This is a genomic window from Agrobacterium sp. CNPSo 3708, from assembly GCF_028674915.1.
Taxonomy (GTDB): domain Bacteria; phylum Pseudomonadota; class Alphaproteobacteria; order Rhizobiales; family Rhizobiaceae; genus Agrobacterium; species Agrobacterium cavarae.
Genome location: NZ_JAQZSF010000004.1, coordinates 159,893 through 175,997 on the forward strand (window position 1 = coordinate 159,893; position 16,105 = coordinate 175,997).

The window sequence follows — 16,105 nt, forward strand, 5'->3', positions numbered from 1 at the left end:
TGAGTTCGAGCAAAGCATAGCGCCGAGCCCGAAACATGCGCGGCTCTTGGGGCGATCAAGACGAAGCGCGGAGAATGCGCTTAAGCCTAAGGCCTTACCAGGAGCCGGTATTTTCCATAGATATCCACGGCTCGGCTGGTGCCAGGCTTGCGCCCTTCTGCAATATCTCGATGGAGATGCCATCGGGCGAGCGAACGAACGCCATATGCCCGTCACGCGGCGGACGATTGATGGTCACGCCAGCGGCCTGGAGCTTAGCGCAGATCTCGTAGATATCGTCCACCTCATAAGCCAGATGGCCGAAGTTGCGTCCGCCCGTGTAATCTTCGGTATCCCAGTTATAGGTCAGCTCAAGAGCAGGCGCCTTGTTTTCCGTCGCCGCCTTGACGTCGTCGCGCGCAGCGAGGAACACGAGCGTAAACCGCCCCTTCTCGTTTTCGATACGGCGAATCTCCTGCAAGCCGAAAATATCAGAGTAGAATTCGAGCGACGCCTTCAGGTCTTTGACCCGAACCATGGTGTGCAGATAACGCATTATGTATTCCTCTCATGTGTAGCATTCGGCTTGAGCGCAGACTCTAAAGCCTTTGGCCCGAAGACGGAAACGTTTTAGACGATGCCCGTCAGCCTTGAGCAAGCCCTGATCATTAAAAACCGGTCTGGAAACTGAAAACTAAGACTTGCGTACAACCGTTACTGCAATGTTAATCTCTTAGTAGGGAATCAGTTGACCGGTAGTGGTGCGTATTGAGGGGCTGGGCAAAATGGCTGATAGAATGTCGTCGAAGAGCATCGCCGAATTCGAAGATTTTTCTGGCGATGCCGTTGACCTGATCGAGATCACCGGCGTCGTTAAATGGTTCGACGTGGCAAAAGGTTTCGGGTTCATCGTACCGGATAACGGCATGCAGGACGTTCTTCTGCACGTCTCCTGCCTGCGCCGCGACGGCTACCAGACCATTCTGGAAGGCACGCGGATCGTTGCACTCATTCAGCGTCGCGACCGGGGCTATCAGGCCTTCCGCATTCTGTCGATGGATCAGTCGACAGCCGTTCACCCATCGCAGATGCCGCCGGTGCGTACCCATGTTCAAGTAACGCCTCACAGTGGCCTGGAGCGCGCCATCGTCAAGTGGTTCAACCGCACCAAGGGCTTCGGCTTCCTGACGCGCGGCGAAGGCACGGAAGACATCTTCATTCACATGGAAACGCTGCGCCGCTTCGGCCTTGCGGAACTCCGCCCGGGTCAGGTCGTTCTGGTTCGCTATGGTGATGGCGACAAGGGCCTGATGGCCGCTGAGGTGCATCCCGACAATCCAGCCAGAATTGGAATGGCGCACTGATGAACCGCTTTGACATTAGTACCGTCGCAAGCGCCTTCGTGGCGCTTCTCTTTTTTGTGGCGTCTTACGCAGGCGCTGTGGCCCAGGAAACGTTTCCCAGCGAGAAGCTCGAGATCGTTAGCACCTCAGGCAAAACACACGCATTCACTGTGGAAGTGGCAAGTAGCGACAGTCAACGTCAGCAGGGGTTGATGTTTCGCAAATCCATGGGCGAAGACCAGGGGATGCTGTTCGATTTCAAAGAGGACAGAGATGTGATGATGTGGATGAAGAACACCTTCATCCCTCTCGATATGCTCTTTATTTCCAAGGCTGGAAAAATCACGCACATTCACCCGAATGCGGTGCCTCATTCTGAAGACATCATCAGTTCAAACGGACAGGTACGCTATGTCCTGGAACTGAATGGCGGCGCTGCGAAAAAGCTGGGGTTGGCCGTCGGCGACTCGGTGAAGGCAGCGCAGATAAAATAGATCCTTCGGATCATCGCGCTGAGCGTTGTCACTCACAGTAGACAAGCTAGATTAGCCGAGAACATGCAGTCAGCCCGCATGAGCAGACATCGGCAAGATCAAGCCGGGCGCTTGTGGCCCGGCTCTTGATTCTCAGTAGACTGGCTCTACATGGCTAAGGATGCGGCAGTTCGAAATAGACGATGCCAGACTGATTGCGGTTTCGATCGCCTCGACGGAATCAGCAGTCCCCTGCAAGTAGATCACGTCGTTTTCAGCCGTTGCTGAGATGTTTGATTTCTCGAGGCCCGATTCGAAGGCCAGAGCAGATGTAATGGCCTGGCAAACGCCAGCCATGCGGTCGCCGAAAAAGCTTTCCTGAATTCCAGACAGATTGAACATAATCGGGCCTCCTTCATTTAGAGCAGTGTTAACGCGCGAACAGATTGTTTGTTCATCTCCGGTTCATGTGTTTGTTCATTTTCCATTCATCTTGCAAAAAAGATACCCCTAATGTGTTCACTTTTTTCGTGATCAGGAACCGAAGCGTGAGGCTGGGGTTATTCGTGCGCGGTGAGAAAGGAGAATGCGATGCTTATTCACAACTCAGAACCTTGCCATCACGCACAGTGGTGCAAGCCTGTCGCAGTCCATCTGCCCATGTGCCCGGCCGTGGAAATATACAGCCCGCTCGTAGCGCTGGAGATGCTCACATATCGCTGGCCCAAGGAACACGGTCCGGAATACGAAGCAGCCAAAAAGCAATGCCTGGACGCGGTCGCAGGACGTTGCGATCTCGAGGCGGCCCGGGAAGCCTTCATGCTCGCGAGCAGCCGCGCGCACATCCTGACCGTCCACTAACGTTCAAAAACCACCCTGACATTGGCCGCGATAAGCGGCCTTTTTTATTTCTCCGGGAACGACCAGAAGCTCCGTACCAACACGTTGGAGCGGCCAGACGGGCTCTCACCCGCGCGAAACGTTAGCATGTTCGCCAGACGAATCGATAATGGACAGACGATAGCAAAGAGCAGTACGCCTCCAAAAACGTCTGATAGATGGTGAGCCCCTTGAATTAGCACAGCCGGCAACATCACGAGGTTCAACGTCACGATGACCAAGATAACCGCGCGATAACGTGGAACAAAATAGACTGACATTGCCGCCATGAAGATATGAAAAGAAGGAAAACCAATCAGCCCCTCTACGTTTCGTGGCGTTAGGTATCGCACGCCTTCTTGACCCAGACGAACGAGTTCACGTCCATATTCAGGTCCCAGAGCCAGCGGCATTGCTTGAGGGACCCACGCGGGCAGCTCTTGAAATGCGCTGGGACTATAGGTTGGGAAGAATACCCAAAAGATTATACTTATGAGCGCGCCTAAAACTCCCGTAAGAAGAAACTGGTGAAGCTGCCGAATCTTACCTGTGAAACCGAGAACTATAATGATGAAGAGAAGTTGAGGCAGCGACGTGGCGTATACGAAGAATAGCAACGTCCCGACAAACGGATAGCTCGCGACCCATGTCACGCTGCGTGCCCAGTCATAGCCGATCCAGCCATCGATCCGCATCAGCATCTCGTCGATCAGCGGAAAACGCACTGGCAGGAACATGTAGTTAAAGATCGAGCCGCAGATAGAAAACAAAATAAAAAGGCCTGCCGCTATAAGAGCTGCCGCCATTTTTTCTTCCCGTTTTCTTGCGCGATAGATCTGCCCTAAGAAAACAAGCCCACTGCCGATACCAATGGAAAGGCAGTAGCCCACGACATCAATTTGTATGTCCTTGAATCCGACCAACGCGATATCGATGACGAATAACGCAGCTATGATCGAAGCCACGAAGCGTTCAACGGGGAGGAAATGCAACAGAAGTCACCATGTCACAGATTGTCTTGCGACATGATATCCAACAGGCATTAACAAGCTCTATTATCCGAAAATCACCAATCCCAAGCCCAGCAGTACAATTGGCACGACCACCCCGACAATGACGCGCTGACCGCTTGCCAGAAACGCAATGAAGCCGATGACGGCAGCACCGATTCTAAGCTCCATTGGCGAGTGCGACAGCGCCCCCGTTGGGAAGACGATGAGTTTCGCTGTCACTGCCATCACCAGCGCTGTGGCGACTGCCCTCACCCAATGCAATGCCTCCGATTCTTCCTTCAGCTTGTTTCCTGCCACAACACCAAGCCATCGCCAGATATCGGTAGCGATCCAGCCAGCAAGCGCGATGAAAAGGTAAGGTGCCCACCAGGCATCGATCATGGCTCGCCCTCCGTCGACGATGGGACGATTTTGCGACGAAACCAGAAGCGGTCGATCAGATAGGCGAGTGTTCCTCCACCGATCCCGGCATAGAGAATATCGAACTCGGGCTCGATCAAGGCGAACAAGGGTCCGCCGATCACCCCAATGATGAAGGCCACCTTGACGACCGAGTGTCGCGCAGAGGCCCATATGGAAGAGATGAAGTAAACCGGCGTCAGGAAGAACAGGACGCCAGCGACAAGCGGCGGAAAGGCAGCAACCACGCCGTAGCAGATTGCGACGATTGCTGTATTGATGAGCGTGAGAGTGATGCCGAAACCCGCAAACCATGCGACACGCGCTTCGCGAGGCACCTTCGTTAGGTTCTGGGTTGCGTAGACCCACGCCGTTATCGCAACGAAGTGGGAGAGAAACAGCAGCAGCCATGTGGGGGTCTTCGCTGTCCGCATATCCGGCACGATAGATGCCACCATCGGCATCATTCGGATCGATGACAATGTCACCGCCAGAAAACAGGCGGCCATCCCTGCCCCGCTCACCATGGAGCCGATCAATATCATCTTGGCCGGCAAGGCCCAGATGGTCAGCGTCATGAACACGGCCTCGCCGCGCGTGACGCCGGATTCCAAAGCAAAGGCGCTGAACCCGACGAAAGACGTCATCAGAATGAGAGAAGGAAGCGAGAATATTCCCATCATTCCCCTGGCAAACCAGAGAGGAAGAGAATGGGTGTCACCATGTGCAGACATCGGTCGTTCCGGAAGAATAGACAAATCGCTGGGGCCTGACCGAAGTACCAGACGCTTCGGCACAAGCCGAGGCTTGTCTAGCACGCTTTTCGAAATCTGCGCGTCTAAAATGACGCAAAGGGATACCGCGCAAAAGCGTGCAGCCGCTTTATGATCACGACACGCTTAGAGCACCGGCCCAAAAGTCAAATCGATACATCCTCGCAATTAAGCGCTTGGACACGCAGAGGTGGACAAAAGAAAAGGCGGCGAAGAGTGATCTCCGCCGCCATGTATCCGGGTGTCCAAGCGAACACCTTTTACTTTTTCTTCGGGACCTTCGGAACGGTGTTGCCCTTGCGACGTGGCTTGGCATCCTCGTCCTTTTTATCGGTCTCTGCCACCAAAACCTCAGCCTGTTCTTCAGCCTTTGAAGTCTTGGCTTTCGATTTGCCAGGAGACTTCGCAGCCTTCAATTCGGCTTCCGGCTTTGGCTTGACGGGCGCCGTCTCAGGCAACACATCGAGCTTGAGGCCATCCGTGCCGTCTTCCTTCTTGTCGAGGCTGACACTGACGACGCCACCCTTCTTCAGCTTGCCGAAGAGGATTTCGTTGGCCAGTGGCTTCTTGATGTGCTCCTGGATAACACGACCAAGCGGACGAGCACCCATCTTTTCATCATAGCCCTTCTCAGCCAGCCAAGCGACCGCATCGTCGTGCAGATCGAAGGTAACGTTACGCTCGGATAGCTGTGTTTCAAGCTGCATGACGAACTTCTGGACCACCTTGTGGATGACCGCAGTCGGCAGTGGCGAGAACGGAATGATCGCATCCAGACGGTTGCGGAATTCCGGGGTGAACAGGCGGTTCAATGCCTCTTCGTCTTCACCAGACCGCTTGGACGAACCAAAGCCGATCGCAGACTTCGCCATTTCAGAAGCGCCCGCATTGGTCGTCATGATCAAAATGACGTTGCGGAAATCGATCTTCTTGCCGTTATGGTCGGTCAGCGAGCCATGATCCATGACCTGCAACAGAATGTTGTAGATGTCCGGATGGGCCTTCTCGATTTCGTCCAGCAGAACCACGGAATGCGGATGCTGATCGACTCCGTCTGTCAGAAGCCCGCCCTGGTCGAAACCGACATAGCCGGGAGGTGCACCGAGCAGGCGCGAGACCGTATGACGCTCCATATACTCAGACATATCGAAGCGCAGCATTTCCACGCCGAGAGACGACGCAAGCTGCTTGGCCACCTCGGTCTTGCCGACGCCGGTTGGACCGGAGAAGACGTAAGAACCGATGGGCTTGTTGGGTTCGCGAAGACCCGCACGCGCCAGTTTGATGGCCGTGGAGAGTGCCTCGATCGCTGTATCCTGACCGTAGACGACCGAGCGGAGTTCCTGCTCGAGATTGGCAAGAACCATCTCGTCGTCCTTCGACACCGTTTTCGGCGGAATGCGTGCCATGGTCGCGATCGTGACTTCGATTTCCTTCTCAGTGATCAGCTTGCGGCGCTTCGATGCCGGAAGAAGCATTTGAGCAGCACCGGTCTCGTCGATCACGTCGATCGCCTTATCGGGAAGCTTGCGGTCGGAAATGTAGCGTGCCGACAGTTCCACGGCAGCCTTGATGGCGTCGTTGGTGTAGCGAAGGTGATGATACTCTTCGAAATAGGGCTTGAGGCCCTTCATGATCTCGATAGCGTCATCGATGGATGGCTCGTTGACGTCGATCTTCTGGAAGCGACGAACAAGCGCGCGGTCCTTCTCGAAGAACTGCCGATATTCCTTATAGGTTGTCGATCCGATGCAACGGATGGCGCCGGAAGACAAAGCAGGCTTCAGAAGGTTGGACGCATCCATTGCGCCGCCGGACGTTGCGCCTGCGCCGATCACCGTATGGATTTCGTCGATGAACAGCACGGCACCCGGATATTCTTCCAGCTCCTTAACGACCTGCTTCAGACGTTCTTCAAAGTCACCGCGATAGCGCGTACCGGCCAGCAGCGTACCCATGTCGAGCGAGAAGATCGTGTCGTTGATCAGCGCTTCGGGCACCTTGCCCTCGACGATGCGCTTTGCCAAACCTTCGGCAATCGCCGTCTTGCCGACGCCGGGATCGCCCACGTAAAGCGGGTTGTTCTTCGAGCGGCGGCAAAGAACCTGAATGGTACGATTGACCTCTTCATGACGACCGATCAACGGATCGATACGACCGGTTCTGGCCTTGTCATTGAGGTTGACGCAATAGGCTTTGAGCGCGTCCGGCTGCTTCTTCGCGCCAGCCGCATCCTCTTCCGCGCCACCATTGCGGGCAGCCTTGGGTTCGTTGTCGCCTTCGTCAGCACCGCGCGGCGTGCGGGTCTGGGAGGAGCCAGGACGTTTGCCGATACCATGAGAAATGTAGTTCACCGCGTCGTAACGCGTCATCTCCTGCTCCTGCAGGAAGTAGGCGGCGTGGCTCTCGCGCTCGGCGAAGATCGCGACCAGCACGTTGGCACCGGTCACCTCTTCGCGGCCGGAAGACTGGACATGAATGACGGCGCGCTGAATGACGCGCTGAAAGCCGGAAGTCGGCTTGGAATCCTCGTCATATCCTGTCACGAGATTGGAAAGTTCGTTGTCGACATAGTCGATCACCGTCTTGCGCAACGTGTCGAGATCGACATTGCACGCGCCCATGACGGCCGCTGCATCAACGTCGTCGAGCAGAGCGAGAAGCAGATGTTCGAGCGTCGCATATTCGTGGTGACGCTCATTGGCAAAGGTCAGTGCCTGGTGCAGCGCCTTCTCGAGACTTGGGGAAAAAGTTGGCACGTTGCGATCCTCATTTCTTTTCCATGACGCACTGTAGCGGATGCTGGTGCTGTCGGGCGAAATCCATGACCTGGCTTACTTTTGTCTCTGCGACCTCATAAGTAAAGACCCCACATTCACCGACACCATGCTGATGGACATGCAGCATGATGCGAGTGGCGGCATCCCTGTCCTTCTGGAAAAAACGCTCCAGAATATGAATGACGAACTCCATGGGAGTGTAATCGTCGTTCAGGAGAAGAACACGGTACAAATTCGGTCGTTTTGTCTTAGGCTTGGTGCGGGTGATAACAGACGTTCCGCGGTTCGTTCCGCCGTCCTCCCCTTCGCTGTCGCCTTGCATGTAGATCGACTTAACGATCATTTTTCATCATTCTCCAAAATCAAACTCGCAAGCAATGAAGGGTGCGAGCAAGAATTTCGCCTCTTCTTATTTAGGTCTGTCTCAGTCGATTTTAAGCCCCTCGCGCGGCACTGCAATCAATAATCTGTTGGCGTCCGGCGAAAAGTAGAAGGACGACAGAAAGCGTAAGGCTCAAAGCTGAGCCTTTCTCCCATGTTTCACGCTACAGCGGGGAAGTTGTGCGAAAGTTACGCGGCATTCTGTCGCCGCGCGGTCACAAGAAGATGGTTAAGCCACAGATTGAAGGCCGCAAAAGCGGCGCTTCAATCCTCACTATCGAGCATTTCGCGCACGGCAACAGCCAGTTGCTTCAGCGAAAATGGCTTGGGCAGGAAGCCGAATTTGGCCTCCGCCGGCAGGTTCTTGGCGAAAGCATCTTCGGCATAACCGGACACGAAGATGAACTTGAGATCGGGGTAGGACTTGCGCAATTCACGCAGCAAGGACGGGCCGTCCATTTCAGGCATGACGACGTCGGAGACGACGATATCAACCTTTCCTTCCAGCTCTTCCATCACCTCCAGGGCTTCCGTGCCGGAGCCGGCCTCGTGAACAGTATACCCGCGCGTTTCCAGCATACGCTTGCCGCCGCGCCGCACCGCCTCTTCATCTTCTACCAGCAGCACCACGGCAGACTTCCCGGTCAGATCAAGCGGCTCATCCTTGGCTTCCGGTTTGGCAGTGACGGCTGCTGCAGCCGTAGCCTGACCCTCTTCGCCAGGAACGACGGGTACAGGCTGTACCGGCTCGACGATATGGCGCGGCAACAGAATGCGAAACGCCGTTCCCTTGCCCACTTCCGATTCCGGGTAGATGAAGCCGCCGGACTGTTTGACGATGCCATAGACCATGGAAAGTCCAAGTCCCGTACCCTTGCCCACCTCCTTGGTGGTGAAGAAGGGTTCGAAGATCTTGTCCATGATCTCCGGCGGAATGCCTGTACCGTTATCGGCGACTTCGACCATCACCATGTCTTCAGCCGGAAGCTCCGACTTGCCGAATGCGGCGACCTCGGCAGCTGGCAAGTTGCGGGTCGTCACCTTGATCTTGCCGCCCTGCGGCATGGCATCGCGTGCGTTGACGCAGAGATTGATCATCACCTGCTCGAACTGGGACAGGTCGGTTTTCACCGGCCAGAGATCGCGGCCATAGTCCACTTCCAACTTGACGTTGGTGCCGGAAATCAGCCGGTCGACCAGCATGCGCAGATCGCCGATCACGTCGGTCAGATTGAGAACAGCAGGACGCATCGTCTGCTTGCGCGAAAACGCCAGCAATTGCCGCACCAGAACAGCGGCACGGTTCGCATTGCGCTTGATTTCCATCAGGTCTGCAAAGCTTGCATCCGCCGGCCGCGCCTGCAGCAGCAGATGGTCTGACGACAGCAGAATAGCGGTGAGCACATTGTTGAAGTCATGCGCGATGCCGCCTGCAAGCGTGCCGACGGCATTCATCTTCTGCGTTTGCGCCATCTGGGTTTCAAGCGCCTTCTGCTCGGTCACCTCGATGGCATAGACGATCGCCACCTCTTCAGGCGCCTCGTCATTCTGGTCGATGACGGCATTGACGTAAAAACGGAAGTGGCGCGTCTCGTCCTTCGGATGGCGGGAATCGAAAGGCGGAATATCGCCCTGGCGATCTTTCGCGGCACTCATGGCCTGCGCGAGTTTGGCTTTCTCATTGTCGTGCAGCACGGTTTCGAACGCGACGGCGCTGTCGATGTCATCGCGGCTGACGACACCAGAAAACAGCTTCAGGAACGGCGCATTGGTGCGCAGGATGCGTCCCTCGCCATCCAGCGAGGCGATCGCCATCGGCGTATTGTTGAAGAAGCGGGTGAACCGCATCGCGGACGAGGATTCCGCGTTTTCCTGCCCCTTGGGACGCATGAGAACGAGTGTCCGGGTTTCACCCGGCGCACCGTCACGCGCCGCGGTTACCTGATGAACGAGGCGAGCCGGCATGCTCTGGCCGTTGACCCGGCGCATGTCGAGATCGAGCATTTCCGTGCGGTTGCTGCCCGCGTGCGGCTGAACCGATTCGATCAGCGCCATCCCCTCGCCTGCGACGATATCGGAAACATTCAGAGAGCCCGGCGAAAACTGCGCGAGATCGATGCCAAGCCATTCGGACAGCGTCGCGTTGAGATAAACGATATCGCCCTTGCGTCCTGCGGCGAAGAAGCCAGCAGGGGCGTGGTCGAGATAATCGATGGCATTCTGCAATTCGCGGAAGAAACGCTCCTGGTCCTCGCGCTCGGCGGTAATGTCGGCGATCTGGAAAACGTGCAGATCCTGCCCGTTCACCTCCTTCAGCAAACGCGCCTTAAGCCGGAACCAGCGGGGACCGGGCTGACTGACGGCCGACTGGCTGAGAGGTTTGAGAAGACGAAATTCCTCGTAACCATCCCGTCCCTCTCGCAGTCCGTTGATCAGGCGGTAGAGTGCCTCGGTCGATTCCCGGTCTCGCGACAGAAGCTGTTCGAGGCTTTGAATTTCCGTCGCACGGGTCGCGCCGGTCATCTGGCAATAGGTAGCGTTGGCATAAACCAGCCGCCCCTTGGTGTCGGTGATCAACGTGCCTTCAGGATGGGACGAGAGAAACCGCCGCGCCATCCCGTCGGATTGAGACTGCGGCATGACCTCGATGAAACCGATCACGGACGAGACGAGGAAGAAAATCCCGAGCATGGCAAGAACGCCGAGTATCCCGAGCACGATCTCGTTTTCGAGCGAGTCCTTGAAGTAAACGAAAGCAATGGCAGCGGCGACGAGCACAAGTGCCAGCAATAGAATACGAAGCACGGTGGCGGAGCGCCCACGCCTGTCCACCAAGGGGAAGTCGTTATCAGTGGATTGACGCACCTTGGTCATCGAGGTTTTACCCTTGCAGTTCTGCTAGTGGAATGACTTTGACATTTGATGCCCACATGCGGAAATCTCGAGAATCAAATGTCAAATTCGTAAATTCCACTAGAAACAAAAACTTACTAGTGGTCTTGAAGATTTTGACATTTGCTCTCGAGTCCTCTGCCAGCGGTAGCAAATGTCAAAATCAGACCACTAACTGTTGCGGCATGCCGAAAAACAGCCGCGTCGAACGGAATCGCTTCTATTTCCTTGTAGCAATTTGCATAAATATCAAAAAGCTCCGTCCATCTATAAGCACCACCCATGCACAACCAATAACGATTTCGGCCATCTACGCGCTTTGAGACAAGCTCTATAGTCGGGTGCTTTCGTCAAACTTGCAGCAAATTCGTGGACGAACGGGATAAATTCTTGTGCGAGGCGAAAAAAAATCGTCTTTTCCCGTCACGTTCTGTGAACAAATGTAATGCGGGTACATTTCCGCTGCACGAAATGGCTGAAGGGACCGGCTCCGTTATGGAAGATTTCATTGGCACATATGGCAATCGCCTGATCATTGCAGTGGTTGGCGTGGGTGCGGCACTCCTGCTGCTTGCCATCGTCCTGTGGTTCATCCGCAGACGCAGTGGCTCTGCCCCGTTCATCCGTGGCGGCCGAAACCGCCAGCCGCGCCTGCAGGTGCTGGACGCGACAGCCGTCGATGCAAGGCGGCGTCTCGTTCTCGTGCGCCGTGACAATGTCGAGCATCTGGTGATGATTGGCGGGCCAACGGACATCGTCATCGAAAGCGGTATTGGCGCCATCCCGTTCATGAAGGATGTGCGCGATCCGCAGGAAGACGCCCTGATCGCACGTGATGCCGACCGCAGCGTATCCGCCGACCGACAGCGTACGCTCGCCCAGGCACCACAAGAGGATGTTCGCCCTGCAGGCGCATTTACCGCTCCCGAACTGAAGAGCGAGGCTCCCGAAGAACCCAGGAAGCAAACCGCGAGCACCGCGCCCGTGAAGCCTCAGCCAGCCGCCTCGCCTTTGCCAGCACCCGCCGTTGCGTCCAGGCCCATTCCTGCTGCGCCACCAGTTCCGCCGCAGCCCGCAGTCCGAAAGCCACAGCCTACGCCGGCGACACCTCCCGTTTCGACGGTCGCACCCTCGGCGTCGACTCCAAGCCGGGAGGCGCCTGAAGCGGTCGTACCACCAGCACCCAGAACGTTGGCCCGCGAGCCCGTCGCTCCGTCCATTCCAGTCGTACCGCCGTTGGTTGCCGCCGCCATTATGCAGCAGGAGGAGGACATGAACCGGTCTGCTGCACCGGCTTCTCAAGCTCCCGTGGCCTCCGAAGCCCCTGTCGCTCCACAATCGCCTCTTCCTTCACAGGTCCCTAGCGTTCCTCCGGTTGTCGCACCGGTCGTATCCACGACCTACGACCGAAGATTCGCAGAGCCTAAGCTCACGGCAGAGCCTACATTGGAAGAAAAGTCAGAGCCGGTTGGGCATAGCGAGCCAGCGATAGCGGAGCGAAATGCAGTCGATTTTCTCGACGCTGCCCGCGACCGCGTGCTTCCCGCCTACAGCGCTACACCGTCCGTTACCACCGCATCCGCAACGCCTGTGGCGCCGCTTGTCGCAAAACCGGAACCGCTTGCCCCAAGTGACAATGGTCCCGTCTTCGGCGACCAGTTGACCAGTGATTTCGAAAGCTTCCTTGAAGCCGAGATCGCTAAGAGCGCCAATGCCAATATCGATCTGCCGCGCCCGCTTGCCGTGGCGCCGCCGGTGAACTTGGACACAACGACACCTGACCCGCAACCCGATCCAAAGTTTTCGGAAGCGCCTGCGGATGCCGAACGAGACGTCCAAAAGGAAATGGCTCGCATCTTCGGTGAGATGTCGGTCACCCGCGACCGATAGTGACGATTTAAAGCAACGCCCGCGCGACACAGGAAGCCTCAGAGCTATCGTGTCGCGGCGGGCGTATCCATCTTCATCGCCCTTCCTGACGTCCTTGTGGCTCCTGATTGCGCCTCATTCTTCGACCGGCACAGGATTCTATTGCGGTTTTCCCCGCGCCTAATCTTGGTCATCATACGGCCGCCACCTCACCCCGAGCGGGCATATCCTTTCCGCGCCGAAGCTTGTCGAGCAAAAGGTAGATGACGGGGGTCGTATAAAGTGTGAGGACTTGGCTGACCATGAGTCCGCCGACGATCGCATAGCCCAAAGGTTGACGCAGTTCAGCACCGGACCCGTGACCAAGCGCCAGTGGTATTCCACCCAAAAGAGCGGCCATCGTCGTCATCAGGATCGGTCTGAAACGCATCTGAGCGGCTTTGACGATCGCCTCCTCGCTCGACAATCCCTCCTCCCGCTCTGCCTGGATGGCGAAATCGACGAGCATGATGCCATTCTTCTTGACGATACCGATCAACAGAATGACCCCGATCATTGCCACAAGCCCGAAGTCGAAGCCGGCCACCTGCAGAGCCAGAAGCGCGCCAAGGCCCGCCGAAGGCAACGTCGACAGGATCGTTAGCGGATGGATAAGGCTTTCGTAGAGCACGCCGAGAATGATGTACACGACGACAAGCGATGCCAGGATGAGCAGAGGGATGGTCCCAAGCGAGTCCTTGAAAGCCTTCGCGCTGCCGGAAAACGATGTCTGCAGCGACCCCGGAGGATGCATGTTGGACGCGGCATTTTCGATGACGGCAGTGGCGTTCCCCAGAGCGACATTGGGCGCCAGGTTGAACGAGATGGTCACAGCCGGCGATTGGCCCTGATGCGCAATCGATACCGGCGAGGTGCCATCCGTCGTCCACTTCGCCACGACCGAAAGCGGCACAAGCGTTCCATTGCTTGCTCTGACCGAGAGACGGTCAAGCGTGGCGATATCTCGCTGCAGATCCGGCAAGACCTCAAGAATGACACGGAAGGTGTCGGTCTGACTGGAGAAGGAGGCTACCTGGCGCTGACCAAAGGCGTCGTAAAGCGTCTCGTCGATGGTGGAAGGAAGGACGCCATAGAGCGTCGCTGCGGCGCGGTCGATCTTGATCGTCAGATTGGGCGCTTCAGCTTGCTGATCGCTCCCGACATCGCGCAGTTCCGGCAGCCCGGAAAGCTTGCTGGTGATCTTATCCGACCAGTCGCTGAGTTCCGCGATATCGGCATCCTGAAGTGTGAACTGATATTGCGTTTTCGCCGGCCGCGCACCGATATTGATATCCTGTGCCGACTGCATGAAGAGCTTGATGCCCTGCTGCGCATTCAGCGCCGTGCCCAACCGGTCGATCACCTGCTTGGCACTGACATCGCGTTCCTCCAGAGGCTTCAGCGTGATGTTGACATGGCCCTGATTGAGCGCATTGCCGCCGTTACCGCCGCCGATATCCATGAAGACGCTATAGACAGCGGGATCTTTCATGATGATCTCGCTGACGCGTTCCTGAAGCTTCGCCATCTCGGTAAAGGAAATGTCGGGAGAAGCCTGCGAAAGGCCAGCAATGAACCCGGTATCCTGCTCCGGAAAAAAGCCCTTGGGCGCGACGACGAACAGATAGCCGGTTGCCGCAATGGTCGCGAGAAAAACGAAGAGCGTCAAAAAGCGATGCCGAATGACGGGCTTGAGGCTGCGGATATAGAGTGCTGTCAATCCGTCGAAGAATGCCTCTCCCGCCAGATAGAAACGGCTGCGCTGATCCTTCTCGATGGGGCGGATGAATTTCGATGCCAGCATCGGCGTCAACGTCAGCGACACGATGGCGGAAATGACGATCGCGACAGTCAGCGTCACGGCAAATTCCCGAAACAGGCGCCCGATGATGCCACCCATCAACAGGATCGGAATGAGGACTGCAATAAGCGAGAGACTGATGGAAACGATCGTGAAACCGATCTCCCGCGTGCCTTGGAGCGCCGCCTGTCTCGGCTCGACCCCGTCTTCGATATGGCGGGTGATGTTCTCCAGCATGACGATGGCGTCGTCGACGACGAAGCCGACGGCGACGACCAGCGCCATGAGCGACAGATTGTCCAGACTGAAGCCCAGAAGCCACATGGGTGCCAGCGATCCGGCCAGAGCAATCGGAAGCGTCACCACGGGGATGAGTGTTGCGCGCAGGTTTCGCAGGAAAAGGAAGATCACGACAACGACGAGGCCGATGGTCAGCATCAGGGTAAACTGAATATCCGTCACGGACGCTCTGATCGTCGTCGTCCGGTCGGTGACGAGTTCCAGCTTGACCGAACGCGGCAGCGAGGCCTGGAGTGCGGGCAATTGCTCTTTCACCGCATTGACGACCGCAATCACATTGGCACCGGGCTGACGAAAAACGTCGAGCGCGATGCCTCGCTCTCCATTTGTCCAGTGCGCCATCTTTCTGTCTTCCGCACCATCCGTCGCCTGCCCGATATCGCGAATGCGCACCGGCCCGCCGTTTCGATAGGCGATGACGGCGTCGTTCCATTCCGCGCTGCTGGAAATCTGGTCGTTCGTATAGATCGGAAAGGTGCGTGTCGGGTCGTCGATGTTCCCCTTCGGCGCACTGAGACTGAGATTGCCGATGGCGGTGCGCACGTCCTCCATCGTCACGTCGGCCTGGGCCAGGCGACCTGGATCGACGGCGATGCGGATGGCCGGTTTCTGCTTCCCGCCAATGTTAACGAAGGCCACGCCTGAGACCTGACCGATTTTCGAAGCGACGTTGCGTTCGATGTATTCATCGAGTTGCGGCAGTGTCAGCGTATCGGAGGTCGCCGAAAGCTGCATGATCGGCGCATCGGCAGGGTTTGCCTTATGCACTGTGGGAAGCGAGGTCATATCCTTCGGAAGTTCACCCGCCGCTTCGCTGATTGCCGTCTGTACATCGCTTGCAGCAGTCTCGATGTTCTTGTCCAGATCGAACTGCACCGTGATCGAGGTGGTGCCAAGCGAACTGTTTGACGTCATTTCGGTAATGCCGCTGACGCGTGAGAGCGCCTGTTCAATGGGTTGCGCGACACTGGAGGCCATCGTCTCCGGCGAAGCACCGGGGAGATTGGCCGCGATCTGGATCGTCGGAAAATCAATTTGCGGAAGTGCCGAAACCGGCATGAATGGATAGCAGATGGCGCCGACCAGAAAGATGCCGGTCATCAGCAGCCCGGTCGCCACCGGATGCAGAATAAAGAAATCGAAGAAGCTGGACGTACGGTTTTGGTCCTGATCGTTTTTCATGG

Annotated in this window: 13 protein-coding genes; 4 read left to right on the top strand and 9 right to left on the bottom strand. The window is 56.7% G+C overall.

Features of this window, described 5'->3' with window-relative positions; translation table 11 throughout:
* Positions 1-94 precede the first annotated feature (94 nt).
* Positions 95-535, bottom strand: a complete 441-nt coding sequence (gene gloA / locus PVA19_RS10760; protein ID WP_062427355.1) for a lactoylglutathione lyase — start codon at positions 533-535, stop codon at positions 95-97.
* Between the two features lie 229 nt (positions 536-764).
* Here gloA and PVA19_RS10765 point away from each other — a divergent pair, with 229 nt between their 5' ends.
* Positions 765-1,343, top strand: a complete 579-nt coding sequence (locus tag PVA19_RS10765; protein WP_112954869.1) for a cold-shock protein — start codon at positions 765-767, stop codon at positions 1,341-1,343.
* On the top strand, positions 1,343-1,816 hold the full coding sequence (locus PVA19_RS10770) for a DUF192 domain-containing protein (protein WP_274102412.1): 474 nt from the start codon (positions 1,343-1,345) through the stop codon (positions 1,814-1,816). The genes PVA19_RS10765 and PVA19_RS10770 overlap by 1 nt, the downstream gene beginning before the upstream one ends.
* 132 nt (positions 1,817-1,948) lie before the next feature.
* On the opposite strand, the gene PVA19_RS10775 is transcribed toward PVA19_RS10770, so the two are convergent.
* A complete protein-coding gene (locus PVA19_RS10775; protein ID WP_062427358.1) occupies positions 1,949-2,197 on the bottom strand; it encodes a BON domain-containing protein in 249 nt (82 codons plus the stop codon).
* Between the two features lie 189 nt (positions 2,198-2,386).
* Between PVA19_RS10775 and PVA19_RS10780 the strand changes: the two genes are divergently transcribed.
* Positions 2,387-2,656, top strand: coding sequence for a DUF982 domain-containing protein (locus PVA19_RS10780; protein WP_062427359.1), 270 nt, complete (start codon positions 2,387-2,389; stop codon positions 2,654-2,656).
* Between the two features lie 44 nt (positions 2,657-2,700).
* Here PVA19_RS10780 and PVA19_RS10785 read toward each other — a convergent pair whose 3' ends face one another.
* The 6 genes from PVA19_RS10785 to cckA all read right to left on the bottom strand — a co-directional run bounded on the left by PVA19_RS10785 (position 2,701) and on the right by cckA (position 10,894).
* Positions 2,701-3,666 (bottom strand): phosphatase PAP2 family protein, encoded by a 966-nt coding sequence (locus PVA19_RS10785; protein WP_062427360.1) that lies wholly within the window; start codon positions 3,664-3,666, stop codon positions 2,701-2,703.
* A gap of 63 nt (positions 3,667-3,729) precedes the next feature.
* A complete protein-coding gene (locus tag PVA19_RS10790; RefSeq protein WP_113179680.1) occupies positions 3,730-4,068 on the bottom strand; it encodes an AzlD domain-containing protein in 339 nt (112 codons plus the stop codon).
* Positions 4,065-4,820, bottom strand: coding sequence for an AzlC family ABC transporter permease (locus PVA19_RS10795; protein WP_062427362.1), 756 nt, complete (start codon positions 4,818-4,820; stop codon positions 4,065-4,067). The genes PVA19_RS10790 and PVA19_RS10795 overlap by 4 nt, the downstream gene beginning before the upstream one ends.
* Before the next feature lie 299 nt (positions 4,821-5,119).
* On the bottom strand, positions 5,120-7,618 hold the full coding sequence (clpA, locus tag PVA19_RS10800) for an ATP-dependent Clp protease ATP-binding subunit ClpA (RefSeq protein WP_062427363.1): 2,499 nt from the start codon (positions 7,616-7,618) through the stop codon (positions 5,120-5,122).
* Between the two features lie 10 nt (positions 7,619-7,628).
* Positions 7,629-7,982: an ATP-dependent Clp protease adapter ClpS gene (gene clpS / locus PVA19_RS10805; protein ID WP_062427364.1), complete on the bottom strand. Its 354-nt coding sequence runs from the start codon at positions 7,980-7,982 to the stop codon at positions 7,629-7,631.
* Positions 7,983-8,284: 302 nt separating this feature from the next.
* On the bottom strand, positions 8,285-10,894 hold the full coding sequence (gene cckA, locus PVA19_RS10810; RefSeq protein WP_274102414.1) for a cell cycle histidine kinase CckA: 2,610 nt from the start codon (positions 10,892-10,894) through the stop codon (positions 8,285-8,287).
* A gap of 513 nt (positions 10,895-11,407) precedes the next feature.
* On the opposite strand from cckA, the gene PVA19_RS10815 reads away from it, so the two are divergent.
* Entirely contained in the window at positions 11,408-12,802 is a 1,395-nt protein-coding gene (locus PVA19_RS10815) for a flagellar biosynthetic protein FliO (RefSeq protein WP_274102415.1), read from the top strand.
* A gap of 172 nt (positions 12,803-12,974) precedes the next feature.
* On the opposite strand, the gene PVA19_RS10820 is transcribed toward PVA19_RS10815, so the two are convergent.
* Positions 12,975-16,103, bottom strand: coding sequence for an efflux RND transporter permease subunit (locus tag PVA19_RS10820; RefSeq protein WP_274102416.1), 3,129 nt, complete (start codon positions 16,101-16,103; stop codon positions 12,975-12,977).
* Positions 16,104-16,105 lie beyond the last annotated feature (2 nt).

Coding starts and splice junctions, on each gene's coding strand:
- PVA19_RS10815 (WP_274102415.1), top strand. CDS start 11,408: ATGGAAGATTTCATTGGCACATATGGCAATCGCCTGATCATTGCAGTG.
- PVA19_RS10820 (WP_274102416.1), bottom strand. CDS start 16,103: ATGAAAAACGATCAGGACCAAAACCGTACGTCCAGCTTCTTCGATTTC.
- PVA19_RS10765 (WP_112954869.1), top strand. CDS start 765: ATGGCTGATAGAATGTCGTCGAAGAGCATCGCCGAATTCGAAGATTTT.
- gloA (WP_062427355.1), bottom strand. CDS start 535: ATGCGTTATCTGCACACCATGGTTCGGGTCAAAGACCTGAAGGCGTCG.
- PVA19_RS10780 (WP_062427359.1), top strand. CDS start 2,387: ATGCTTATTCACAACTCAGAACCTTGCCATCACGCACAGTGGTGCAAG.
- cckA (WP_274102414.1), bottom strand. CDS start 10,894: ATGACCAAGGTGCGTCAATCCACTGATAACGACTTCCCCTTGGTGGAC.
- PVA19_RS10775 (WP_062427358.1), bottom strand. CDS start 2,197: ATGTTCAATCTGTCTGGAATTCAGGAAAGCTTTTTCGGCGACCGCATG.
- PVA19_RS10770 (WP_274102412.1), top strand. CDS start 1,343: ATGAACCGCTTTGACATTAGTACCGTCGCAAGCGCCTTCGTGGCGCTT.
- PVA19_RS10790 (WP_113179680.1), bottom strand. CDS start 4,068: ATGATCGATGCCTGGTGGGCACCTTACCTTTTCATCGCGCTTGCTGGC.
- clpS (WP_062427364.1), bottom strand. CDS start 7,982: ATGATCGTTAAGTCGATCTACATGCAAGGCGACAGCGAAGGGGAGGAC.
- PVA19_RS10795 (WP_062427362.1), bottom strand. CDS start 4,820: ATGTCTGCACATGGTGACACCCATTCTCTTCCTCTCTGGTTTGCCAGG.